Origin of the sequence: Sphingobium sp. (assembly GCF_035511395.1) — a bacterium.
Classification (GTDB): Bacteria; Pseudomonadota; Alphaproteobacteria; order Sphingomonadales; family Sphingomonadaceae; genus Sphingobium.
Genome location: NZ_DATKFP010000360.1, coordinates 19,621 through 42,774, shown reverse-complemented (window position 1 = coordinate 42,774; position 23,154 = coordinate 19,621). Strand labels below are relative to the sequence as shown.

General features: G+C 64.2%; 20 protein-coding genes and 1 riboswitch. Of the genes, 12 read left to right on the top strand and 8 right to left on the bottom strand.

The window, feature by feature from the left end; all coding sequences use genetic code 11:
* Positions 1–49: 49 nt before the first annotated feature.
* The 5 genes from VMR39_RS24910 to VMR39_RS24890 form a co-directional block, all read right to left on the bottom strand.
* Entirely contained in the window at positions 50–775 is a 726-nt protein-coding gene (locus tag VMR39_RS24910; RefSeq protein WP_325420289.1) for a DUF2059 domain-containing protein, read from the bottom strand.
* On the bottom strand, positions 775–2,220 hold the full coding sequence (locus VMR39_RS24905) for an NAD(P)-dependent oxidoreductase (protein ID WP_325420277.1): 1,446 nt from the start codon (positions 2,218–2,220) through the stop codon (positions 775–777). Before VMR39_RS24905 ends, VMR39_RS24910 begins: the two co-directional genes overlap by 1 nt.
* Before the next feature lie 166 nt (positions 2,221–2,386).
* The gene (locus VMR39_RS24900; protein ID WP_325420275.1) at positions 2,387–3,196 is read right to left on the bottom strand and encodes an undecaprenyl-diphosphate phosphatase; all 810 of its coding nucleotides are present in this window, start codon (positions 3,194–3,196) and stop codon (positions 2,387–2,389) included.
* A gap of 187 nt (positions 3,197–3,383) precedes the next feature.
* On the bottom strand, positions 3,384–4,310 hold the full coding sequence (locus VMR39_RS24895) for a complex I NDUFA9 subunit family protein (protein WP_325420273.1): 927 nt from the start codon (positions 4,308–4,310) through the stop codon (positions 3,384–3,386).
* Between the two features lie 99 nt (positions 4,311–4,409).
* Positions 4,410–4,988: a TMEM165/GDT1 family protein gene (locus VMR39_RS24890; RefSeq protein ID WP_325420271.1), complete on the bottom strand. Its 579-nt coding sequence runs from the start codon at positions 4,986–4,988 to the stop codon at positions 4,410–4,412.
* Positions 4,989–5,085: 97 nt separating this feature from the next.
* A riboswitch (yybP-ykoY riboswitch) is annotated at positions 5,086–5,195 on the bottom strand.
* Positions 5,196–5,228: 33 nt separating this feature from the next.
* On the opposite strand from VMR39_RS24890, the gene VMR39_RS24885 reads away from it, so the two are divergent.
* Positions 5,229–5,642, top strand: a complete 414-nt coding sequence (locus VMR39_RS24885; protein ID WP_325420269.1) for a DUF1801 domain-containing protein — start codon at positions 5,229–5,231, stop codon at positions 5,640–5,642.
* A 49-nt stretch (positions 5,643–5,691) separates the two neighbouring features.
* On the opposite strand, the gene VMR39_RS24880 is transcribed toward VMR39_RS24885, so the two are convergent.
* Complete coding sequence (locus VMR39_RS24880; RefSeq protein WP_325420267.1) at positions 5,692–6,831, bottom strand: calcium-binding protein; 1,140 nt, start codon at positions 6,829–6,831, stop codon at positions 5,692–5,694.
* Positions 6,832–7,079: 248 nt separating this feature from the next.
* Positions 7,080–7,958, bottom strand: coding sequence for a 3-hydroxyacyl-CoA dehydrogenase NAD-binding domain-containing protein (locus tag VMR39_RS24875; protein WP_325420265.1), 879 nt, complete (start codon positions 7,956–7,958; stop codon positions 7,080–7,082).
* Between the two features lie 179 nt (positions 7,959–8,137).
* Between VMR39_RS24875 and VMR39_RS24870 the strand changes: the two genes are divergently transcribed.
* From VMR39_RS24870 to VMR39_RS24840, 7 genes are all read left to right on the top strand, one after another.
* The gene (locus tag VMR39_RS24870) at positions 8,138–8,608 is read left to right on the top strand and encodes a YbgC/FadM family acyl-CoA thioesterase (protein WP_325420263.1); all 471 of its coding nucleotides are present in this window, start codon (positions 8,138–8,140) and stop codon (positions 8,606–8,608) included.
* The gene (gene tolQ / locus VMR39_RS24865) at positions 8,605–9,309 is read left to right on the top strand and encodes a protein TolQ (RefSeq protein ID WP_325420261.1); all 705 of its coding nucleotides are present in this window, start codon (positions 8,605–8,607) and stop codon (positions 9,307–9,309) included. Before VMR39_RS24870 ends, tolQ begins: the two co-directional genes overlap by 4 nt.
* Positions 9,309–9,767: a protein TolR gene (tolR, locus tag VMR39_RS24860; RefSeq protein ID WP_325420259.1), complete on the top strand. Its 459-nt coding sequence runs from the start codon at positions 9,309–9,311 to the stop codon at positions 9,765–9,767. Before tolQ ends, tolR begins: the two co-directional genes overlap by 1 nt.
* An 18-nt stretch (positions 9,768–9,785) precedes the next feature.
* Positions 9,786–10,757: a cell envelope biogenesis protein TolA gene (locus VMR39_RS24855; RefSeq protein ID WP_325420258.1), complete on the top strand. Its 972-nt coding sequence runs from the start codon at positions 9,786–9,788 to the stop codon at positions 10,755–10,757.
* Positions 10,754–12,088, top strand: coding sequence for a Tol-Pal system beta propeller repeat protein TolB (tolB, locus tag VMR39_RS24850; RefSeq protein WP_325420257.1), 1,335 nt, complete (start codon positions 10,754–10,756; stop codon positions 12,086–12,088). The genes VMR39_RS24855 and tolB overlap by 4 nt, the downstream gene beginning before the upstream one ends.
* A gap of 119 nt (positions 12,089–12,207) precedes the next feature.
* A complete protein-coding gene (gene pal, locus VMR39_RS24845; protein ID WP_325420256.1) occupies positions 12,208–12,723 on the top strand; it encodes a peptidoglycan-associated lipoprotein Pal in 516 nt (171 codons plus the stop codon).
* Positions 12,724–12,889: 166 nt separating this feature from the next.
* A complete protein-coding gene (locus VMR39_RS24840) occupies positions 12,890–13,669 on the top strand; it encodes an IclR family transcriptional regulator (RefSeq protein ID WP_325420254.1) in 780 nt (259 codons plus the stop codon).
* Positions 13,670–13,856: 187 nt separating this feature from the next.
* Here VMR39_RS24840 and VMR39_RS24835 read toward each other — a convergent pair whose 3' ends face one another.
* Positions 13,857–16,802: a TonB-dependent receptor gene (locus VMR39_RS24835; protein ID WP_325420252.1), complete on the bottom strand. Its 2,946-nt coding sequence runs from the start codon at positions 16,800–16,802 to the stop codon at positions 13,857–13,859.
* Between the two features lie 357 nt (positions 16,803–17,159).
* Between VMR39_RS24835 and VMR39_RS24830 the strand changes: the two genes are divergently transcribed.
* The 4 genes from VMR39_RS24830 to VMR39_RS24815 all read left to right on the top strand — a co-directional run bounded on the left by VMR39_RS24830 (position 17,160) and on the right by VMR39_RS24815 (position 22,910).
* Positions 17,160–18,362, top strand: coding sequence for a rhamnogalacturonan acetylesterase (locus VMR39_RS24830; RefSeq protein ID WP_325420250.1), 1,203 nt, complete (start codon positions 17,160–17,162; stop codon positions 18,360–18,362).
* Between the two features lie 98 nt (positions 18,363–18,460).
* Positions 18,461–18,775 (top strand): L-rhamnose mutarotase, encoded by a 315-nt coding sequence (locus VMR39_RS24825; RefSeq protein ID WP_325420248.1) that lies wholly within the window; start codon positions 18,461–18,463, stop codon positions 18,773–18,775.
* 10 nt (positions 18,776–18,785) lie between these two features.
* Complete coding sequence (locus tag VMR39_RS24820; protein WP_325420246.1) at positions 18,786–21,794, top strand: glycoside hydrolase family 35 protein; 3,009 nt, start codon at positions 18,786–18,788, stop codon at positions 21,792–21,794.
* Positions 21,795–22,910 (top strand): glycoside hydrolase family 88/105 protein, encoded by a 1,116-nt coding sequence (locus tag VMR39_RS24815; RefSeq protein ID WP_325420244.1) that lies wholly within the window; start codon positions 21,795–21,797, stop codon positions 22,908–22,910.
* Positions 22,911–23,154: the final 244 nt, after the last annotated feature.

The following is a 23,154-nucleotide window of genomic DNA, read 5'->3' as shown; positions in this document are numbered from 1 at the left end:
GGTACGGCCTCTGTCATTCCATTGGTTCCGGCATTGCCGGCGTCGATCTTCAGTCGGCCTTGCCTGCGTCTGCCCCGATCAATGCGGTCAGACGGTCGCGCTCGGCTTTGGTCAGGTCATTATAGCTGCGCGGCTTTGGCAGCTTGGCCAGTTCGGCTTCGGACGATTTCAGAATCTCCGGCATGGCTCGCAGCATGTCGGGCATGATCTTCTGCATCCGGCCGAGATAATGCGGATCGGTAGCCAGCTCCATGAAGCCCGCGCCGAACTTGGCCCCGATGGGCGTTTTCAGGAACGCCGCGATCTGGTCCAGCTCGCCGGCATTGTAGCGATAGGCGAATGCCTCCGCCATGCCTTCGCGCATGTCCGGTTCATACCGTCCCATGAAGCGGCCCATCGCCGGCATCATGATGTTGACGATCACATCCATCCGCTTGCGGAAACTGGGATCGATGATCGCCATCATCTCCTCCATCGTGCCTTCGCCAAGGCTGTCCGCCCGTTCCGGATCCATGCCTCCAACCTTCAGGAACTCCCGTATCGGCATCTTGGTCATGCCGTCCATCATGGGAGCCATCATCTTCTGCATCATCGGCCCCATCATCCGTTCCATCGTGCCATCGGGCAGGATGACGGAGGCGATCGGCTGCGCTTTGGCCAGCAGCGCCGGATCGACGGGCTGGACGTCGGCCGCCGGTGCGGTTGCCAGCTGAACCTGCGCAGCTACCGGAGCTGACAGCAGGAGCAGCGGCACGGAGAGGAAAGCGAGGCGCATCACGCCGACACCTTCGCACCCGCCCTGGCCTTGGCCTTCAGATAACGGTGCATATGCTCGGTCACGTCGCGGCCGTCGCGGATCGCCCAGACGACGAGGCTTGCGCCGCGCACGATGTCGCCCGCCGCGAACACGCCGTCCATGCTGGTCATCATCGTCTTGTGATCGACGCGCAGCGTCCCCCAGCGGGTGACGGACAGGTCGTCCGCGCCGAACAGTTTCGGCAGTTCCTCCGGGTCGTAACCCAGCGCCTTGATGACGAGGTCCGCCTCCAGCGTATGTTCGCTGCCCGGATCGGGTTCGGGCGCGCGACGGCCCGATGCGTCGGGCTGGCCCAAGCGCATCTTCGTGACCTTGACGCCGGTGACGTGCTCGGTGCCTTCGAAGGCGATCGGCGCAGTCAGCCAGACGAACTCGACGCCTTCCTCCTCGGCATTGGCGACTTCGCGCTGCGAGCCGGGCATATTCTCCCGGTCGCGGCGGTAAAGGCACTTCACCGAAGCCGCGCCCTGGCGGATGGCGGTACGCACGCAGTCCATCGCGGTATCGCCACCGCCGATCACGACGACATTCTTGCCCGTTGCCAGCAGCGTGCCATCCTCATGGCCCGGCACAGCATCGCCGAAACCGGCCTTGTTGGATGCGGTCAGATAATCGAGCGCCTTGACCACGCCCGCCGCGCCGACGCCCGGCGCCTTGATATCGCGCGGCTTGTAGACGCCGGTCGCGATCAGGATCGCGTCATGCTTTTCGCGCAGCTGCTCCATCGTCGCGTCGCGGCCGACCTCGAAGCTTTCATGGAAGACGATGCCGCCGTCCTTCAGCCGCTGGATGCGGCGCATGACGACGTCCTTCTCCAGCTTGAAACCGGGGATGCCATAGGTCAGCAGGCCTCCGGCGCGGTCGTGCCGGTCATAGACATGCACCTCATAGCCCGCCACGCGCAGATATTCGGCCGTGGTGAGGCCCGCCGGACCCGCGCCGATCACGCCGACCGACCGGCCGGTGGGCCTGCCGGGGACGAGCGGTTCGACCCAGCCTTCCTTCCACGCGGTATCGGTGATGTACTTTTCGACGCTGCCGATGGTGACGGAGCCATGGCCCGAAAATTCGATGACGCAATTGCCTTCGCACAGCCGGTCCTGCGGACAGATGCGGCCGCAGATTTCCGGCATGGTGCTGGTGAGGTTCGACAGCTCATAGGCTTCGCGCAAACGGCCTTCTGCGGTCAGACGGAGCCAGTCCGGAATATGATTGTGGAGCGGGCAGTGGGTCGAGCAATAGGGCACGCCGCACTGCGAACAGCGCGACGCCTGCTCTTCGGCCTTGTCCAGAATGAAGGACTTGCTGATTTCCAGGAAATCCTCGGCGCGGTCGTCCGCCGCGCGCTTTTCCGGATAGGCTTGGCCCAAGCCCACAAATTTCAGCATCGGATTATCGGCCATACCATCGTCCCTGACTATGTTGCTGAAGCCGCGCATAGCAGGAAAACCCGCGGAGTCACGCGGATTCTGGTATTTAGGTCAGTAATACTGACTATTTATACAGTGTTTTTACCCCTTGTTGCGAACTAATCGCAAATATACGGACCATATTTGGTCCGACACGGACCTATCTCATCGCCAGCCATACCAGCGCGGCAGCGCCGGCAATGATTCGGTACCAGGCGAAGGGGGCAAAGCCGTGCTTCGACACGAGCCCCACGAACCATTTGATGACCAGCAGCGCAACGAAGAAGGAAACGACGAAGCCCAGCGCGATGCTGTCCCAACCCACGGCGGCGCTGGTGATCTGATCGCCCTTCTTGAGCAGTTCGAGCGTCGTTGCGCCCAGCATGGTGGGAATGGCGAGGAAGAAGCTGAACTCGGCCGCAGTCCGGCGTTCCACGCCCAGGGTCAGCGCACCCATGATCGTCGCGCCTGAGCGGCTGACGCCGGGAATCATGGCGATGCACTGGATGAGGCCGATGCCGAGCACACGCGCGACCGGAATGTCGGCAATGCCATGGAAGCGCTGTTCCTTGATCGCGCGCTCGATCAGCAGGATGCCGATGCCGCCAGCGATCAGCGCCCACGCCACCACCTGCGGCGCGCCGAGCAATATCTCGACATAGTCGTGCAGCGCCAAGCCGATGACGGCGGCAGGTATGAAGGCGATGACGAGGTTGCGCAGGAAGCGCCAGCTGACCGGCTCGCGCCGCAGCAGGCCCATGCCCACCGCCCAGAAGGTGCGCCAGTAGAGCACCACCACCGCGAGAATCGCGCCCAGCTGGATCACGACGTTGAACATCGCCCAGGTCGATGCATCATAGCCGAGCAACTCGCTCGCCAGGATCAGGTGGCCGGTGGACGACACCGGCAGGAATTCGGTCAACCCCTCCACGATACCGAGCAGGATGACCGTCAGATAATGCATGTCCATGGGGGTGCGTGATCCTCGATGGGGCCGGAGATAAGGCCAGACGCGCCAAACCCTCCCCTGGTCAGGGGAGGGTCGAAAGGCGCCGGGAGATTGGAGCCGCACCATGCCGCAGTGCAGCGAAAAGGCAAGGACGCCCGGTCACGGCCGGTCGCGGTCGATGATCGGCCCGTCGAGCGGACCGGATCGATCAGGCCTTGGCCCGGCCGGCGAAGCGGCCATGGCGGCGATAGCGGATCATCCACTTGTCGGCGACCGATCCCAGCGGCGTGGGCGCGACGCCCAGCGCATCGAGCCCGTCCGCACCCGGCGCGGCGACATTGTCGCGGCCGAGCATGGCGAGCTGGTCGCGGGTAATCGGACCGCCGGGCAGCATGGCGAGCAGTGAGGTGATCCCGCCCGGCACCTCGACGATCGGCCGGTCGCGGCCGATCGTCCTGGCGATCCAGCCGTTGATCTGCTTCATGCTCATGACCTGCGGGCCGGCGACCTCGAAGGTCTTGCCACCGTAGACACCGGGCTGCTCGGCCGCGTTGGCGATCGCCTGCGCGACGTCGGCGACATAGACGGGCTGGAACTTCGTGTCCGCGCCGATCACCGGGATTACCGGCGCGGAACTGATGATCTGGGCGAAGCGGTTGAGGAACTGGTCCTCCTGTCCGAAGATGATCGAGGGGCGAATGATCGTCGCGTTCGGGAAAGCGGCCTTCACCGCTTCCTCGCCCGCCGCCTTCGACCGGCCATAGGCCGACGGGCTGGCGGCATCCGCGCCGATCGCCGAGATATGGACCAGCGCATCGACCCCCGCGGCAGCCGCCGCCTTTGCCACATTGGCCGCGCCTTCATGATGGAAGGCGTCGAAATTGCCCGACAGGATGCCAACGAGGTTGATAACGATATCGCTGCCGGTGATGGCGCGCGCGACCGTTGCGGGCTTGCGGATGTCGGCGGCGACGAACTGGGTCTGGCCCAGATTGCCGAGCGACTTGACCTTGACCGCATTGGCGAGATCGCGCTGCGCAATCCGGACGCGCGCACCCCGCGCCATCAGCGCCTGCGCGACCTGACGACCCAGAAAGCCGCCGCCGCCGAAGATCGTAACCAGACTGTCCTTCATCACGCGCGTCCTATATTTTTCATCAGGGAATGACTGCCATTCCCCTTGCAACAGCCGCCGCGCGCTGACAACCGGCAGGCGTGCGGCGCTGTTCCTTTTTTACCCGATCCAGCCCTGCAAGTCAGCGAGCATCCACAGGCCCAATGCGAGGAACAGCAATGCCGCGCCGACCTGCAAGGCGCGCATCGGCACTTTCTTGGCCAGCACATCGCCGAACAGTACGGCCGGGACGTTGGCGACCATCATGCCCAGCGTGGTGCCGGCCGTGACCGCCAGCAGATTGTCGAAGCGCGCGCCCAGGGCCACGGTCGCCACCTGGGTCTTGTCACCCATTTCGACCAGGAAGAAGGCGACCAGCGTAGTGACGAACACGCCAGCCTTCGACGGCGCCTTGAGCGGTGCATCCTCGTCGATCTTGTCGGGGATCAGCGTCCATGCCGCCATGGCGATGAAGGAGGCGGCGACGGCATAGCGGAACCAGGGCTGCGTCAGCACGCCCGCGATCGAATGGCCGACCAGCGCAGCGAGGAAATGATTGGCGAGCGTCGCAAACAAGATGCCCATGATGATCGGTACCGGCTTGCGGAAGCGGGTGGCGAGCAGCATGGCGAGCAACTGCGTCTTGTCGCCCATTTCGGCGAGCGCGACGAGCGCGGAGGAGGTAAGGAGAGCTTCCATCATCTATTCCGGGGCCGGGCGAAGGTTGACAGACACAATGCCACCGCCGCTTCCCGCCCGGCCGGACAGGAAAGCGCCGATGCCATTGGTCTCGCCCGAAGCAGTGCTCGACTGCTTCCCATACGCCATGGCCTCTCGACCAAATATGTTGACGCATGGCCCGTTCCGGCAGTCGGAACGGCTGGCTACTCCCCAGATGACGCGCTAGCCTCTAGTCGAGGCAGGCGGAGAAGGCAAGCCATGGCGCAGGAGAACAGGACGACGCAGACCGACGCGGCGGTCGAGGATTTTCTGGCGCAGGTCGAACCGGCCGAGCGACAGGCGGACGGCCGGACGGTGACGGCGCTGATGGCGCGGCTGTCGGACGAGCCGCCAGCCATGTGGGGACCGAGCATCATCGGCTTTGGCCGCTACCATTATCGCTATGACAGCGGGCGCGAGGGCGACATGTGCCGGATCGGCTTTTCCCCGCGCAAGGCGGAACTGGTCTTCTATCTCGCCGGGCTGGAGGATGGGGATTTCGTACCGCTCGGCAAGCATCGGCGCGGCAAGGGCTGCCTCTATGTCAAACGGCTCGACCAGATCGACATGGCGGTGCTGGAGGCGCTGATCGTCCGCAGCCTCGCTCATATGGACAGCGCCTATCCCCGATGAGGGGAAGATGCCGCGCCCGCCCGATCGGAGGGCGCGGCATCCTTCATTTTCAAGCGAAGATAAAGTCCGCCGCCGAGATATGGCTGGCGGTCAGCGTCGTGTTGAGGCTGGCGACGTCGATGCTGAATTCCGCGCCGGCGGAGGTCACGACGTCGAGGATGACATGGCCGGACGCGCCGTCATGGGCGAAGACGGTGCCAGCCGCACCGCTGGACGAGAATTTGGTCACGCCCAGCTTCTCCAGCACGATGCGGTCGGATCCGTCCTGGAAATCCATGATCTTGTCGCCACCGTCGAGCGCGCCAGCGCCCTTGAAGATGAACCAGTCGGCGCCGGCATCGCCCCACATCTTGTCCGCGCCCTGCTCGCCGAAGATCTTGTCGATCCCGCCGCCGCCATGCAGCTCGTCGGCGCCCAGACCGCCATAAAGAAGGTCGTTGCCTTCGCCACCATAGAGGATGTCATTGCCATCCTCGGCGCTCATCGTGTCGTCCTGATTGCCACCGTCGAGGAAGTCGTTCCCCGCCCCGGCCTGGAGATTATCACGGCCATCGCCGCCATAAAGCTTGTCGATGCCCCATTCGGAAACGATGATGTCGTCGCCCGCGTCACCGGTCAGGTAATTATTGCCGTCACCGCCGTCGACCCGGTCGTTGCCGACGCCGCCATAGACATGGTCGTCGCCCGACTGGCCCTTGAGCTTGTCATTGCCGTCCTCGCCATAAATCCGGTCATTGCCGGCGCCGCCGCCGACCGCCTGGGTCGTCAGCTTTCCAGTGGCCGGATTGATTTCGTTGACGAAGCCGTCATCGCCTGCGCCGGCATAGATGATATCGTCGCCGGCTCCGCCGTCGAGATAGTCACGGCCGCCGCCCGAACGGATGGTGTCGTTGCCGGCATCGCCCAATATCTGGTCGTGCCCGTCATAGGTTTCGATCGTGTCGGCGCCATCGCCACCCGACACGATATTGTTGCCGGTCCCGGCATAGAGATAGTCGTTGCCGGGACCGCCATCGAGCCGGTCATTGCCCGCCTCGCCATAGAGGGTGTCGTTGCCGGCATTCCCCTCCATATAATCGTCGCCCGAACCGCCCCAGATCTGGTCGTCGCCGTCCATTCCCGAGATGGTGTCGTTCTGTGAAGTCCCCTTGATACTGTTCTTGAGGTTGGTTCCTACCAGCCTAGCCATGTACGACCTCTTCTTTCACAACGATGTCGACAGGCATGTCCTACTGCCGACCCGTTAATGTTTTCGTCCAACATTGCATGCCAGGCAGCCCCGCCGGGCGACGCATGTCGCCCGGTTGCCCGCCCAGGGTGCCCCTAGACGGCCGCGGTTGGAGATCGATAGGTCGCAGGCTTCCCGCCCGGCGCGATTTCGGCGCGGCTGGGCGTCGACCGGACGGCTTTGCGAGCCGGCCGGATCGGGACGAAAGATCAGCGGGTCGGGACCGGTTCCGGTCCCGAATAATCGTAGAAACCACGGCCGGTCTTGCGGCCGTACCAGCCGGCCTCGACATATTTCACCAGCAACGGCGCGGGGCGATATTTGGGATCGCCGGTGGTGCTGAGGAAAATGTTGAGGATTTCCAACGCCGTATCGAGGCCGACAAAGTCCAGCAGGGTCAGCGGACCCATGGGATGGTTGAGGCCCAGCTTGCAGCCCTGGTCGATGTCGGTAACGCTGCCCACGCCTTCGCCCAGCACGAACACCGCTTCATTGAGCATCGGCAGCAGGATTCGGTTCACCACGAAGCCCGGCGCGTCGAAGGCATGGACGGTCGTCTTGCCGATCTTGGCGGCGAAGCCTTCGATCGCCGCGACCGTCTCGGGCGTGGTGGCGAGGCCGCGAATGACCTCCACCAGCACCATCACCGGGACGGGGTTGAAGAAATGGACGCCGACGAAACGGCCCGCGTCGGGCGCGGCCTGCGCCAGCCGGGTGATCGGAATGGAGGAGGTGTTGGTGGCGAGGATGGCGTCGGGCGCAAGAATCTGGCCGACATTGGTGAAGATGGCGCGCTTCACTTCCTCGCGTTCGGTCGCGGCCTCGATCACCAGCTGCGCGCCGGCGAGCGGCGCGATCTCACCTGCCGGCCTGATGCGCAGCAGCGCGGCGTCGGCGTCGACCTGGCTGATCTTCTCCTTCTCGACCGCGCGGGCGAGCAGCTTGGTGATGCCGGCCACGCCCTTTTCAGCGCGGGCAAGGTCGATGTCGGACAGGATGACGTCATAGCCCGCCTGCGCGGCGACCTGCGCGATGCCCGCGCCCATCTGTCCAGCGCCGATCACGCCTACCGTGCGAATGTCCGTCATGCCCAGTCTCTCCTTGTTGAATCGTCCCCATCCCCTTAACCGCGCCGTCGCCCGACGGCCAGAGTGCGGCGCCTATGGAATCCGGGAGGCGATGAATTGTGCGGTCGCAACCTACAGATTGGTGCGGATGCTTCATTTCCGGCTTTGCGCCGGGCCGTCGCCATGGTTAAAAGCCCGCCATGCCTGTTTCCGACTTGATGCCAGCGCCGGCGACCGGACGCTTCGTCGCCGCCGTGCATCATTTCCCGCTGCGCATCTATTTCGAGGACACCGACCTGTCGGGCCTCGTCTACCACGCCAATTATCTCCGCTACATGGAGCGCGCCCGTTCCGACATGCTGCGCATCGCCGGCATCGACCAGCGCGGCGAACATGAAGGCGGCAGCGGCGTCTATGCCGTCACCGACCTCCAGATCCGCTATCGCCGCCCGGCCGGGCTGGACGACGACCTGATGGTGGTCAGCCGTGTCACCGATGTGCGCGCGGCGAGCTGCTCCATTCAGCAGTCAGTCATGCGGGGCGAAGAAGAGTTGACCAACGCCACCATCACCGTCGCCTGGCTGACGCCGCAAGGCCGTCCGCAGCGGCAACCCAAAGCCTGGACCGACATTTTTACCCGCCTTTGCCAAGGGGAAGACATCCACCCATGACCCTCAACCTGCCTGCCGGCGCGATGACCGACGCCGCGACCATTTCCCCGCTCGCCCTGTTCCTTCAGGCCGACATCGTCGTCAAAGGGGTGATGATCGGCCTGCTGCTGGCCAGCATCTGGACCTGGGCCATGATCATCGGCTTCAGCTTCACCCTGCGCAAGGCGAGCAAGGAAAGCCGCAAGTTCGAGGCGGATTTCTGGAAGGCCGAGGATATCGACCGTTTCTATGAGTCGCGCGGCAAGCTGGACTTCCCCGCCGCCAAGGTGATGTCCGCCGGCGTCACCGAATGGCGCCGATCGACCGCGCAGAAGGTGATCGACCGTGAAGGCACCCGCGACCGCCTGTCGACGTCGATGTCTAGCACGATCGCGGCCGAGGTCGACCGCCTGTCCGACCGGCTCAATATCCTGGCCACCATCGGATCGGTCGCCCCCTTTGTCGGCCTGTTCGGCACGGTCTGGGGCATCATGCGCGCCTTCACCTCGATCGCGGCGGAGCAGAACAGCTCGCTCGCCGTCGTCGCGCCGGGCATTGCCGAAGCCTTGTTTGCCACCGCCATCGGCCTGTTCGCGGCGATCCCGGCAGTCATCGCCTACAACCGCTTCAGCCATGGCATCAACCGGCTGGAATCGGGCCTGACGCGCTTTGCCGACGGCTTCTATTCGACCTTGAGCCGTGAACTCGAGGCCCAACGCTGATGGCGATGTCCGGCCCTCCGTCCAGCCGTCGCGGGCGCAATCGCGCGCCGATGGCGGACATCAACGTGACACCGCTGGTCGACGTCATGCTGGTGCTGTTGATCATCTTCATGGTGACCGCGCCGCTGCTGGTGACGGGGGTGCCGGTGAACCTGCCCGAAACCCGCGCCAAGGGGCTGGACCAGGATTCCAAGCCGACGGTCATCTCGATCGACCGCGACGGCGGCATCTTCATCGACGATGCGCAGATCAGCGACGCCGACCTGTCCGATCGCCTGGCCGAGATCGCCTCCGCCAATGCCGGCAAGCCCGAACCGCAGCAGATCTTCCTGCGCGCCGACACCGCGCTCGACTATGGTCGGGTGATGCGGGTGATGGGCGAGCTGAACCGGGCGGGCCTGAACAAGGTGTCGCTGGTCAGCACCGATGCCGGTTCGGACAGCGGCGGTTCAGAATAGGGACCATAGGTCAGCCATATGGATCGCGCGGAAAAAATCGGCCTTGGCGTCGCGACGGCAGGACATGTCCTGCTGTTCGGACTGCTGTCGGCCGGATTCCTGGCCACGCCCAACCCGCTGAAGCTGAAGTCGCCGCCGATGGACGTGAGCCTGGTGGACGAGGTGGCGCTGCAATCGACCGCGCCGCAAATCTCGACCCAGCCGCCCCCTCCCAGCGTCGCGCCGGAACAGGGGCCGACCGAGGACGCCAAGCCAGCGCCGCTGCCCGAGCCGGCACCTGAGCCGACGCCAGCACCGCCCAAGCCGCAGCCAAAACCGACCCCTGCCCCGCCGCCACCCAAGCCGGTGGCGAAGCCGCAACCGCCCAAGCCCAAACCGGCACCGCCGAAGAAGGACGTTGCCAAGACCCCGGCAAAGCCCAAGCCCGCGCCTGAAAAGCCCGCGCCCAAGGCCAAGCCTGCGCCGGAAAAGCCAAAGGCGGCCGCGTCATCCAGACCGGCGAGCAAGAGCGATGCCAAGGCGAAGAGCGACGCCCCCGCACGCGCATCCGGCGCGGGCAAGGCGGACAAGCCCAAGGGGTCGCTGCTGGGCAAGGATTTCCTGAAGGGTATCGACACCAGCGACGACGCGCCGCGCAAGGCAGCGCCGCCGCCCCCCGCCGCTCTGGGGCCGCAGCAGAAGGCTGCGCTCGACGCCGAAATCCGCCGGCAGCTGAAGCCCCACTGGCGCGCACCGTCGGGCGCCGACGCCGACAAGCTGGTCACGCTGCTGGAAGTGCGGCTCGACAAGAATGGCGGCCTGATCGGCACGCCAGAGGTGATCGACCAGCTTGGCGTCACCGCCAGCAACCAGCCGCAGGCCAGGCTACACGCAGAACGCGCGATCCAGGCGGTGAAGCTGGCCGCGCCGTTCCGCAATCTCCCGCCCGAATATTATGACCAGTGGAAATGGCTGCGGCCACTCCGCTTTGACGCGAGGCTGAACCGATGAAGACGACTCTCCTCCGCCGCCTGGTTTTGGCCACGGCAACGCTGGCTGCCGCTCTTTCAGCGCCCGCCATGGCGCAGCTTTCGGTGGACGTCACCGGCGAGATCGACAGCAATCTGAAGATCGCCGTGCCGCCGCTCCCCGCGCAGCAGGATGTCAGCACGCCTGCCGGCACCGCCAGCGAACTGGGCCGCAAGATCGCCGAAGTGATCGCGACGGACCTCAAGGGCTCCGGCCTGTTCGATCCGTCGGGACCGGGCGGCCTGCCCGCCATCACCTTCCCCGAAGTCACATTCCCCCAATATGACAAATGGGGCGCCTATCAGGCGCTGGCGCAGGGCTTCGTCCGCACCACCGGCGGCGAGGCGGACATCACCGTCGGCTGCTATCTCTATGACGTGGCGCTGAAGCAGGAACTGACCCGACAGGGCTATGTCGTCGCCCCGCGCGACTGGCGCCGCGCCGCGCATAAATGCGCCGACGCCATCTATGCCCGTTTGTCCGGCGAAAGCCCCTTCTTCGACAGCCGCATCGCCTATATCGCCGAGAGCGGTCCCAAGAATAATCGCGTCAAGCGGCTCGCCATCATGGATTCTGACGGCGCCAATCACCGGTTCATCACCAACGGCCAGTCGATCGCGCTGACGCCGCGCTTCTCACCCGACTATAAGTCGATCGTCTATGTGAGCTATCTGGGCAGCCGGGTGCGCATCTATGTCTATGACATCGGCACCGGCCAGCAGAAGCTGGTGACGGAAAGCAACAATGCGACCTTCGCCCCGCGCTGGTCGCCCGATGGTCGCAACATCCTCTTCTCCATGGCGGTGGCGGGCAATACCGACATCTATCGCGTGTCGGCGAGCGGCGGGTCGCCGGTGCGCCTCACCAACTCGCCGGGCATCGACGTGGGCGGCAGCTATTCGCCCGACGGCCGCCAGATCGTGTTCGAAAGCGACCGGTCGGGCGGGCAGCAAATCTATGTCATGAACGCCGACGGATCGGGCCAGCGCCGGATCAGCCATGGCGGCGGCCGCTATGCGACGCCCGAATGGTCGCCGCGCGGCGACCTGATCGCGTTCACCAAGCTGTCGGGCGATTTCAAGATCGCGGTCATGTCCCCAACGGGGGACAATGAGCGCATCCTGACCAATGGCTGGCAGGACGAACAGCCGACCTGGTCGCCCAATGGCCGCGTGCTGCAATATTTCCGGACCACGCCGGGCCGGGATGGCAGCAGCCAGGTGTGGCAGGTCGACCTGACCGGCGTGAACGAACGCCGCATCCCGACCCCGCTCAGCGGCTCCGACCCGGCCTGGGGGCCGCTGCTGCCCTGAGATTTCCGGGCATTTCCCCAGCCAGGGCGGAACCCAATCGTCTTGACAGCGTAACGAAGTTCACAGACCCTGTCGCCGCCCCGCGCGGGCGGCAGACAGCGCAATAAGGAGACATACCGATGAAATTGTCCCGCACCTTGCTGATGGCTACCGCCATCATCGCGCTCGCCGCCTGCTCCAAGAAGCCGCCGGCCGAACTGCCCCCCGCCCCCGGCGGCACCGGCGAAACCACCGCGCCGACCGGCCCCACGACGCCGACCGGCCCGGTCAAGGGCAGCCAGGAAGACTTCATCGCGTCGGTCGCGTCGGACCGCATCTTCTTCGGCCTCGACCAATATGATGTCGATGCGGAGGATCAGGCGACGCTCCAGAGCCAGGCGGCCTGGCTCCAGCAGAACCCCGCTGTCCGCGTGACGATCGAGGGCCATGCCGACGAACGCGGCACCCGCGACTATAATATCGCGCTGGGCGAGCGCCGCGCCAATGCGGCGAAGAACTATCTCGCCTCGCTCGGTATCGATCCGGGCCGCATCACCACGGTCAGCTATGGCAAGGAACGCCCGGCCGCGCTGGGATCGGACGAGGCGGCCTGGGCACAGAACCGCCGCGCGGTGACCGTCACTATTCAATATTGATCCACGCGTCAGCGCTGGACATCGAAAGGCCTGCCGGTCCCGTGACCGGCGGGCCTTTTCACATGGCCGCAACAAAGCTGCTGACAAGCGCCCCGTTATGGTCAATATACTTCCTATATATGGGACGCGCCCGATATGTGGGACGCCCTTCAGGACTGGGACGACCATGCAGGACACGGACGAGAAACAGGAACAGGGCGTCAAGGGCACGCAGACGCTGATGCGCGCGCTCGACATCATGGACGAGGTGATCGACGGGCCGATCCGCGCCGCCGACCTCGCCCGCAAGCTCGGCATGAGCAAGACGACCGCGCACCGGCTGGTGCAGGCGTTGCGGTCGCGCAACTATCTGTCGGTTACGCGCGACGGTTTCGCGCTCGGCCCCAAGCTGCTCCAGCTGGGCGTGCTGGCGACCGAGCAGATCGACTATGTGCGCGTCGCCCGCCCCTTCATGGAATTGCTGTCGGAACGCACCGGCTTCTGCGTCTTCGTCGGCAAGCGCGAAGGCGACCATTCCCGCCACCTCGACCGCGTTACCGGCACACAGCGGCTGCGCGTCGCGACCGCGCCGGGGGACCGCCGCCCGGTCGCGGAAACGGGCCTGGGCAAGGCGCTGCTGCTGGACGAGGATGAGGCGACATGGGAACGGCTCTATGTCGAGGCGAAGGGCGGCAAGGCCGGCCGTGCCCAGATCGATGCCTTTCTGGAGGAAATGCGCACGCACAAGGCGCGGGGCGAAGTCCTGCACGACAGCGAGCTTGGCGACGGGGTCCGTTCGATCGCTGTGCCGATCCGCGACGCCAAAGGCCAGATCTGCATCGCCATCTCGATCGCCAGCGCGGCCCATTATCTGACCGACGACCTGCGTCCGGGGCTGGCCGAACAGGTGATGCGATCGGCCGAGCAGATTGGCGGCGCGGTGGGCTATAGCGGACCACGGCGATAGGAAAAGCCGCGCTTAACTTCGCACATTTCCTGCATATTCTGAAATTTTCGAACAGGCGCGGGACATTTTCGGTCAAGTCCCGGCAGAATATAGCTGACCGCCCGACGATAGGACAGGGCTTCGAGACAAGGAGGGCGCGAACCACAGGAGTGGCCGCGCCCTTTCAGTTTGGGGAGGAACGAAATGCTTACATCCGGTAGGTCAGGCCGAAGGTGAAGGTGCGGCCGATCCGGGTTTCGAACAGCGTGTCCTGGCGTTGGCTATCGATGTAGAGACGGTTCTGCTCGTCGGTCAGGTTCTGCGCCTCGACAATGATCTTCAGGCGGTCGGTGACATTGTAGCTGGCCGACGCGTCCATGTAGAAGGTCTTGGCGTTGCCCTGAAGGTCGCTGCCGGGCGAAGCCGGAATGCCACGGATGAACGAGCTGCGGAAATTGCCCGTGGTGCGGATGCTGAACTTGTCATCCTCATAATAGAGCGTGCCCGACGCGGTGTTCGGCGACAGGCCCACCAGGTCGGCCGTGGTGGTCACGGTCGGAACGCCGTTCACGCTGGCGAGGATGTAATCGATCTTCGACGTGACATGGGTGTAGTTGGCCAGCACGCCAAAATTACTGAAGAAGCCGTCGAGGAAGGTGAAGGGAATCTGGGCATTCAACTCGATACCCTTGAGCTTGCCGCCCGGTGTGTTGAAGGGCTGCGACACGGTGAACAGCTCATCCGGCGAGGTATTGCTGTTTTCCAGCAGCGCATTGGGCAGACCCAACTGGTTGAACGGGATCTGGCTGTTCACATTCTGGATGAAGCTCTTGATATCCTTGTAGAAGAAGGCGGCCGAGAGCAGCGAACCGGGGCGGAAATACCATTCCACCGCGACATCGAAGGTATTGGCGCGGATCGGGTCGAGAAACGGATTGTTGACGTTGCCGACGCGCGTGACCGGATTGACGCCGCTGGTCGGAGTCAGCAGACCAAGTTCGGGCCGCGCCAGCACCTTAGCCCCGGAGAAACGGACGAGCAGATTGTCGATCGGCTCGACCACGAGGTTGGCCGACGGCAGCCAGTCGTCATAGCTGTTCCTGGCCGCCGCGAACTGACCGGCCAAGCCGGTGGGCGAAGCGGCATTGGCAACGGTGATGTAGCCCGACGACAACATGTCGGTCTTGACGTAGCGCACACCGACATCGCCGCGAACGCCGAAGCCGATCGCGTCGCGCAGGTCGAAATTGGCCATGAGATAGCTGCTCATGACTTCTTCGCGCACCCGGCTGCGCCCGCCGCCGCATTCGACGCCACAATAGCGGACCGCGTCGAAGTTGAAGGTGCTGGCCCATTTGTCGGGGTCGATCGCGACCCAGCTGGACGGCGCGCCATTGCCCCAAAGCTTGTCGACGCCGGTGATAGTGGTGGTGATGTCGGCCAGCGTCGTGCCCGTCGGCAGGGCGCGGACGACGGTGTCGGCATTATAGGGGCGCAGGAAGGTGGAGAGGAAGTTGCTGCGGCGATATTGCGCGCCCGCCTTGATCGAGAAGGCGTCGCTGACCGTCCATTTCAGGTTGGTTTCGGCAGTCATGTTGTCGGTGGTGTTCTTCGAGGGCTTGCCCTGGAAGCTGAAGCCGCCCAGCACCGTGCCGTCGGCAAGGCCGGGTGCGTAGTTGAAGCTGGCCGGATCATTGACGTCGATGCCGAAGCCCAGCGTCGGAGTGGTGCCGCCCTTGCTGTAGTCGATCGAGAAACCATCGGTGTCGATGGCGTCCATGAAGGTCTGAAGGCGCTTCTTGCCGTCCCAGATCGACCGGTTGAAACCGACGATGCCGCTGACTTCGAGACTGTCGTTCAGGCGACGGCGGAAGTTCAGGTTCGCCTGCTTGAAGGTCGACACGAAATGATCGACCAGACCTTCCGAGCGGACATCGACGCCGTCGAACACGCCCTGCACCAGCGAGCCATTCTCGTCGAACTCGATATCCCGCACCGACGTCATCGGCTGGCCATTATTGGCGGCCGAACGGGCGAAGGAGATGGCCGCGATATAATTGTCGCGCCGTGTCACCTCGAAGCGCGAATAGAGCATGTCGAGCGAAATGTCGGTGTCGTCGTCGGGGTTGAACTGAAGGGTCAGCGATCCGCCGATACGCTCCTGATTCTGTTCTGAATTGAGGTAGCGCGGAATGCGCGGCAGGAAGGCGCCGCTGCCCGGCGTGTTGGGCAGGTCGTCCCGGCGCAGATCGTAGATGGCCTGATAGGCGGCGCTGGTGCTGGTGCGCGGATTGCCGGTCGAGCAGTTGAGTGCGTCGGTACCCTTGAGGGCGCTGTCGCCCGGATTTTGCGGGGTGAAACCGATCGGCGAGCAGAAGCCGCCATTGGTGTTCGCCGACAGGATATCGACCGACGAATAGCCGACTTCGCGGATGTGGCGCTTCTGATAGGCGACCGAACCGAGGATGCCGAAGCCGCTATCGCCGAACTTCTTCGACACCAGCAGCGAGGCGCGCGGATCGACCTCCTTCGACAGTTCGTTATAGACGCCGCGCGCGGTCATGGAGAGGACGAAATCCTCTTTCTGGTCCATCGGCTTGGGGGCGCTCAGGTCGACGGTCGCGCCGAGCGAGCCTTCCTCCACATCGGCCGACGGCGTCTTGCGTACCGACAGGGCCGAGAAGATTTCGGTCGGGAAGACGTTGAAGTCGAAACTGCGGCCGTTATTGCCCGCGCCATAGATGTCGGACGAGCCGGTCTGCGACGTGCCTTCCATGCCGTTGATACGGGTGCGGGTGAATGCCGGGCCAAGGCCGCGGACCGAGATGTTGCGGCCTTCACCGCCGTCGCCGCGCTGGAGCGCGATGCCCGGCACGCGCTGCATCGATTCAGCGAGGTTGGAGTCGGGGAATTTGCCGATGTCTTCGGCGACGATCGAGTCGATCGCGGCGGCTTCCTGGCGCTTCATGCCCAACGCGCTGTCGAGCGAGGCGCGGAAGCCGGTGACGACGATGTCGGCGGTTTCCTGATCCTGCTGCGGCGCGGCGGCAGACTGGTCCTGCGCGATGGCCGTTCCTGCGATGAACATGGTGGACGCGATGGCAATGGTCGAGCTGCGACGCGCGAAAGCTGCACGGGTAACGTGGCGCAACATAATATCCTCCCCTTTTATCCGGCTATTTCTGCCGAATGCTCCACTATGTGGAACTGTCATTCATTGTAGCGGATTCTTTGCGCCTTTGCTACAAAAATCATTATATGATCGCATGTGCCACATTGTGAAAAATATTATGGTTAAGGAACAAGAGGCTTGCGAGGCACGAAGTCCCGCCATATGGTCCGCGAAACTAATTTATGGGACGGAGAATCCCTTGCGCTATTTGGTCCCGCTTGCTCCTGCTCGGCGCGGGCCGCACGAATCACCGCCTCTGCACGGGCGGCTGTCTTGGGGGAATGCGCCCGTCCCGGCGCGTTCCCCCATTTTCATTCCCGATGACCGGATCACCCTGCCATGCTGCCAAGCCTCCTTCTGATAATGGCGGCGGCTGCCGCACCCGAAACACGAACATTCGACCTGAGCACTGCCTCGCCGCTGCGCCAGCAGGTCTATCGGCCCGGCGGTCATGGCATGGAGCCGGGCGGAACCCCGTCCGACTATCTGTTCTCGGTCGCCCTGCCGGAAGGCAATTATCGGGTGACGGTTCGGCTGGGCGATACACGCGCGGCAGGCGACACGACGGTGAAGGCCGAAGCGCGGCGGCTGATGCTGCGCAACGTCGCGACCCGCAGGGGGCAGTTCGTCGAGCGCAGCTTCCTGGTCAATATTCGCACCCCCGCCCTGCCGCCGCCGCCCGCCAACGCGCCAGGCGGGCAGCGGGTACGGCTCACTCCGCGTGATGCACAGGAATATACGTGGGACGACAAGCTGACGCTGGAATTTCTGGGCAAGCCGCAGGTGACGTCGGTGACGATCGCGCCGGTCGAGGCGCCGACGCTCTATCTGGCGGGCGATTCGACCGTGACCGACCAGTTTGCCGAGCCGGCCGCCAGCTGGGGCCAGATGCTGCCCGCGCTGCTGGACGAAAGGATCGCGGTCGCCAACCATGCCAAGTCCGGCGCGACGCTCAAATCCTTCCTGACCGACCTGCGTTTCGACAAGCTGCTGTCGGGGATGAAGGCGGGCGACTGGCTGTTCATCCAGTTCGGCCATAATGACCAGAAGAAGGAATGGCCGCAGACCTATGTCGATGCGGACGTCACCTATCCGGCTTATCTGCGCAGCTATATCGCCGAGGCGCGGCGGCGCGGCGCGCATCCGGTGCTGGTGACGTCGCCCGAGCGGCGCAATTTCGACGCGCAGGGAAAGATCAAGGATACGTTGGGCAGCTATGCCGCAGCGGTCCGCAAGGTCGCGGCGCAAGAGGGGGTGCCGCTGGTCGACCTCAATGCCGACAGCCGGGCCATCTATGAAGCGCTGGGGCCAGAGATCGCACCGACCGCCTTCAACGAGGGCGGCGCCGACAAGACGCACCATAATAATTATGGCGCATGGCTACTGGCGAACGCGGTAGCGGAGCGGATCAGGGCGCAGATTCCCGAACTGGCGCCGCATGTGACGATGCCGGCCTTCGTCCCGGCGAAACCGCCTACCGCAAGCGCCGTGACGATCGTCCCCAGCCTGATCCATAGCGACCAGCGACCCGCAGGCAGTTGAGCCGTTGCCTACAACCATATCCCATTTGACTAGAATGTGGGACGATGTTACCAAATATAGGTCCAATGTTCCATAATATGGTTCAACGAGGGGAAGCCATGACCGTCCACGCCTTCAAGATGCAGCTAAAGCCCGGCGTGGTAGAGGAATATCGGCGTCGCCATGACGAAATCTGGCCGGAGCTGTCCAGCCTGCTGACCGATTCGGGCATCTACGACTATTCCATCTTCCTGGACGAGGACACGCTGAGCCTGTTCGCGGTGCTGAAGCTGCGCGATGACAATCGCCGCGACACGCTGCCCGATCATCCGGTGATGAAGCGCTGGTGGGACTATATGGCCCCGCTGATGGAGGTGCAGCCCGGCAACCAGCCGCAGGAATGGCCGCTCCCCCTGCTGTTCCACATGGACTGAGCCAGGACTGATGCGCTCCTTCATCGCCGCCCTCGCTCTTGGCTCTTCGCTGGCCCCGCCCCTGCTCGCGCAGGAAGCAAAGCCGACCGCCAACCTTTCCGCCCCGGTCAAGACGTTCGGCCGCGTATCCTATGATGCGCGATCGCTGATGATCGACGGCAAGCGGATGGTGATCTGGTCGTCGGAATTCCACCATTTCCGCCTGCCCTCGCCCGATCTGTGGCGCGACATCCTGCAGAAGATGAAGGCGAGCGGCTTCAACAGCGTCGCCGTCTATTTCGACTGGGGTTTCCACAGCCCGAAAAAGGGCGTGTACGACTTTAGTGGTATCCGTGACATCGACCGGCTGCTGACGATGGCGGAGGAGGAAGGCCTCTACGTCATCACCCGCGCCGGTCCCTATGTGAATGCGGAACTGTCACGCGGCGGCTTTCCCGGCTGGCTGGTCAACCAGCGCGCCCGCGCCCGTACCGACGATCCCGATTATATGGCGGCGGCCGACGAATGGCTGACGAAGGTCAACGCGATCATCGCCAAGCACCAGATCAACAATGATCCCGGCCGCAAATATGGCGTGATCCTGCACCAGATCGAAAATGAGCTGGCGATGACCACGCCGGCGCAGCGGCGCTACATGGATCATCTCTATGCCAAGGCGCGGGCCGACGGCATCACCGTGCCGCTGTTCCACAATGACCAGGGCCGCAACGGTTATTGGGCGCCGGAAAGCAGCAAGGTCGAGAAGGTCGTCCACGGCCCGAACGACATGTATGCGTTCGATGGCTATCCCGGCGGCACCTGCACCGTGGACGGCAAGCCGACGCGCGGATCGGCCGCGCCCGACTGGGGCTATTATGGTCCGGGCGGCGCCAAGGGCGGCGCATCGGCCTCCCCCGACACGCCCGGTTTCCTGGCCGAATTCGGTGGCGGCTGGTTCGACTATTGGGGTTCGAACGGCGGCTATGAATGCAACGCGATCCAGCGCGGCAAGCGGTTCCAGCGCGTCTTTTACGGCACCAACCTGGCCAACGGCATCGGCATCCAGAGCTTCTACATGGGCTATGGCGGCACCAGCTGGGGCTGGCTGCCCGCGCCGGTGGTGTTCAGCAGCTATGATTATGGCTCCGCCATTTCCGAGCCGCGCGAGATTCGCGAGAAGGCACTGGAAATGAAGCAGCTGGGCGGCCTGATCGCCTCCGTCCCCGACATGGCCGGCATGATCCCCGCCGGCACGCCGGAGATCAGCTCGCCCAATATCCAGGTCTATCACAACAAGAGCCCGGAGACGGACGCGCGCTTCCTGATGGTGACGCACAAGCCGTCCAACGGGCAGACCAGCGACAGCTTCAGCTTCACCGCCGACCTGCCCGATGGCCGCTATACCGTGCCGATGCAGCTTAATGGCTTTGACGCCAAATGGCTGGTCGCGGGCGTGACGCTGGGCGGGCAGCGGCTGGTCTATTCCAGTTCCGAACTCCAGTCGGCGCAGCAGATCGACGGCAACGACCTGATCCTGCTTTATGGCCGCGCCGGTGAGGCGGGCGAGACGGTGCTGCGCTATGCGTCCGCGCCCAAGGTGACGGTGCTGGAAGGCCAAGCGCGCAGCGCGTTCGATGCGGCCAAGGGCGACCTGAAGCTGGATTACAGCCATCAGGGCCGCGCCGTGCTGCGGATCGAGGGGGGCGGGCGTCCGCCGCTGACCCTGATCCTGGCCGACGAGGCAGAGGGTGCGCGTTACTGGCGCGAGAAGGACATGCTAGTGCGCGGGCCGGCGCTGGTGCGCAGCGCTGGTGCCAAGGGCGGTTCGCTGGCGCTGACCGGCGATACGAGTGCGGCCAGCCCGCTCGAAATCTGGGCGCCCAGGGCGGTCCGCTCGGTCAGCTGGAACGGCGCGAAGGTGACGACGAAGGCGACAGCCATCGGCAGCATCGCATCGATCCAGCCGCTCGCCGGCCCCGCCGATGTCACGCTGCCGGCGCTGACCGACTGGCGCATGGTACAGGGGTCGCCCGAGGCGCAGCCCGGTTTCGACGACAGCGGCTGGCAGGCGATCGACAACCGATCCTATGCCAGCACCACCGCCAAGCCCGACGGCCAGCCCAATATGCTGATGGACGCCTATGGCTTCCATGACGGCGATGTCTGGTATCGCGGCCGCTTCACCGGGTCGCCCGATGCCAAGGCGCTGTCGCTTTATTATGGCGCCGGCGGTTCGGGACTGGTGCAGGCCTGGGTCGACGGCAAGTTTATCGGCGAAGGCGAAACGCCCAGCGGCCTGCCGCGGCCGATCACCACCGGCACGGCGCGCTTCGCCCTGCCGGCGGAGGCGCAGGCGGCGGGCGAGCATGTCCTCTCCGTCATGGTCCGCAACAATGGCCATAATTGGGATCTGGACAGCGACGATTTCCACAAGGAAGCGCGCGGCCTGGTGTCCGCATCGCTGGAGGGCGGCCCGAGCGGACGCAGCTTCGCGGTGCCGATCAACTGGAAGATCCAGGGCAAGCAGGGCGGCGAGGATCTGCCCGATGTCGCCCGTGGCCCAGCGAACAATGGCGGCCTTTATGGCGAACGGATGGGCTGGCACCTGCCCGGCTTCAACGACAGCGCATGGGCCAAGGCCAGCGTGCCCGCGACCCAGGCGACGGCCGGGACGAGCTGGTATCGCACCAGCTTTGCCCTGAACGTCCCCAAGGAGCAGGACGCGACCATTGGCCTCAGCTTCGGCGACGCCAGCAAGCCGCGTTCGCAGGTCCGTTACCGTGTGCTGGTCTTCGTCAATGGCTGGAACATGGGGCAGTTCATCGCCCATGTCGGGCCGCAGCGGACCTTCCCCATTCCCGAAGGCATCCTGAATCACAGGGGCCAGAACCATGTCGCGCTGGCCGTCACGTCCGACGGTCAGCCGGGCGATGCGCTCGAAGCCGTGCGCCTCGTCACCCTACGCAATGTGAAAGGCGGTCTGCCGGTGCAGATGGTGACCGCGCCAAACGCACCTTCAGACCTCAAGGAGACCAAGTAAGTGGCCGCTCTCACCCATGATGTACCGCGCCAGCAGGTCGTCGAATCCATCGACCAGCTGATGGACAATCTCGTCAATATCAAGGACGAGACAGGCGAATTCCTGCTCCATCTGGAAGATGGCCGCATCATCGACACCAAGGGCTGGGCCGGATGGGAATGGACCCATGGCGTCGGCCTGTTCGGCATGTGGCGCTATTTCGAGCAGACCGGCGACCAGAAGGCGCTTGGCATCATCAAGCAGTGGTTCGAGGATCGCTTTGCCGAAGGCACGCCGACCAAGAATATCAACACGATGGCCCCGTTCATCACGCTGGCCTATCTGTATGAATATGAGCCCGACCCGCGCTACATCCCCTATCTGGACGTCTGGGCCGAATGGCTGATGGCGGCCGATGGCCTGCCCAAGACCGAGGAAGGCGGGTTCCAGCATATCGTCTATAATGACGAGAATCCGGGCGAGATGTGGGACGACACGCTGATGATGTCGGTCCTGCCGCTGGCCAAGATCGGCCTGCTGCTGAACCGCCCCGCCTATATCGAGGAAGCCAAGCGCCAGTTCCTGGTTCATATCAAATATCTGTTCGATACCAAGACGGGTCTCTGGTTCCACGGCTGGGACTTCAACGGCCGCCACAATTTCGCGCAAGCGCTGTGGGCGCGCGGCAATTGCTGGGTGACGATCGCCATTCCCGAGATCATCGAGATTCTCGACCTGCAGGACGGCGATTTCTTCCGCACCTTCCTGATCGATACCCTTGCGGCACAAGTGAAGACGCTGGCCGAGACGCAGGACGCCGATACCGGCCTGTGGCACACGCTGATCGTCGATCCGACCAGCTATCTGGAAGCATCGGCCACCGCCGGCTTCGCTTATGGCATCCTGAAGGCCGTGCGGAAGGGCTATCTGCCCCGCCATTATGAGGACGTCGGCATCAAGGCGGTGCGCGGCGTGCTCGCCAATATCGACGAGGCGGGCGAACTCCAGCAGGTCAGCTTCGGCACCGCGATGGGCGACACCCAGCAATTCTACAAGGATATCGCGCTGACCTCCATGCCCTATGGCCAGAGCCTGGCCATCTGCGCACTGGGCGAGTTCCTGCGCACCTATATCTGACGGTAGGACAGTCGGATGAGGATCGGCGTTGGAAGGACGATCAGCATTCGGCTCTGCTGAAGGATGCCGTCGGCGCCCCGTGCGCTGGCGGCATTTTTCATGCCGATGTAAGTCGACAAGCTGAACATGTTGGGCTTGCGATAGTCTCACATAATATTATAGATGTTCACTATGTGGCACAGGAATGAGATTCCTTTTGGCCATGGCGACGCGGCGGCAAGAGCATAACCGATCCATCGCGGCG

What these genes read in the sequence shown, in the direction of transcription:
- VMR39_RS24835 (WP_325420252.1), bottom strand. Translation starts at nt 16,802, where the DNA reads ATGTTGCGCCACGTTACCCGTGCAGCTTTCGCGCGTCGCAGCTCGACC.
- VMR39_RS24820 (WP_325420246.1), top strand. Translation starts at nt 18,786, where the DNA reads ATGCGCTCCTTCATCGCCGCCCTCGCTCTTGGCTCTTCGCTGGCCCCG.
- VMR39_RS24830 (WP_325420250.1), top strand. Translation starts at nt 17,160, where the DNA reads ATGCTGCCAAGCCTCCTTCTGATAATGGCGGCGGCTGCCGCACCCGAA.
- VMR39_RS24875 (WP_325420265.1), bottom strand. Translation starts at nt 7,958, where the DNA reads ATGACGGACATTCGCACGGTAGGCGTGATCGGCGCTGGACAGATGGGC.
- VMR39_RS24900 (WP_325420275.1), bottom strand. Translation starts at nt 3,196, where the DNA reads ATGGACATGCATTATCTGACGGTCATCCTGCTCGGTATCGTGGAGGGG.
- tolR (WP_325420259.1), top strand. Translation starts at nt 9,309, where the DNA reads ATGGCGATGTCCGGCCCTCCGTCCAGCCGTCGCGGGCGCAATCGCGCG.
- VMR39_RS24825 (WP_325420248.1), top strand. Translation starts at nt 18,461, where the DNA reads ATGACCGTCCACGCCTTCAAGATGCAGCTAAAGCCCGGCGTGGTAGAG.
- VMR39_RS24905 (WP_325420277.1), bottom strand. Translation starts at nt 2,220, where the DNA reads ATGGCCGATAATCCGATGCTGAAATTTGTGGGCTTGGGCCAAGCCTAT.
- VMR39_RS24870 (WP_325420263.1), top strand. Translation starts at nt 8,138, where the DNA reads ATGCCTGTTTCCGACTTGATGCCAGCGCCGGCGACCGGACGCTTCGTC.
- pal (WP_325420256.1), top strand. Translation starts at nt 12,208, where the DNA reads ATGAAATTGTCCCGCACCTTGCTGATGGCTACCGCCATCATCGCGCTC.
- VMR39_RS24895 (WP_325420273.1), bottom strand. Translation starts at nt 4,310, where the DNA reads ATGAAGGACAGTCTGGTTACGATCTTCGGCGGCGGCGGCTTTCTGGGT.
- VMR39_RS24890 (WP_325420271.1), bottom strand. Translation starts at nt 4,988, where the DNA reads ATGGAAGCTCTCCTTACCTCCTCCGCGCTCGTCGCGCTCGCCGAAATG.
- VMR39_RS24840 (WP_325420254.1), top strand. Translation starts at nt 12,890, where the DNA reads ATGCAGGACACGGACGAGAAACAGGAACAGGGCGTCAAGGGCACGCAG.
- tolB (WP_325420257.1), top strand. Translation starts at nt 10,754, where the DNA reads ATGAAGACGACTCTCCTCCGCCGCCTGGTTTTGGCCACGGCAACGCTG.
- tolQ (WP_325420261.1), top strand. Translation starts at nt 8,605, where the DNA reads ATGACCCTCAACCTGCCTGCCGGCGCGATGACCGACGCCGCGACCATT.
- VMR39_RS24910 (WP_325420289.1), bottom strand. Translation starts at nt 775, where the DNA reads ATGCGCCTCGCTTTCCTCTCCGTGCCGCTGCTCCTGCTGTCAGCTCCG.
- VMR39_RS24885 (WP_325420269.1), top strand. Translation starts at nt 5,229, where the DNA reads ATGGCGCAGGAGAACAGGACGACGCAGACCGACGCGGCGGTCGAGGAT.
- VMR39_RS24880 (WP_325420267.1), bottom strand. Translation starts at nt 6,831, where the DNA reads ATGGCTAGGCTGGTAGGAACCAACCTCAAGAACAGTATCAAGGGGACT.
- VMR39_RS24855 (WP_325420258.1), top strand. Translation starts at nt 9,786, where the DNA reads ATGGATCGCGCGGAAAAAATCGGCCTTGGCGTCGCGACGGCAGGACAT.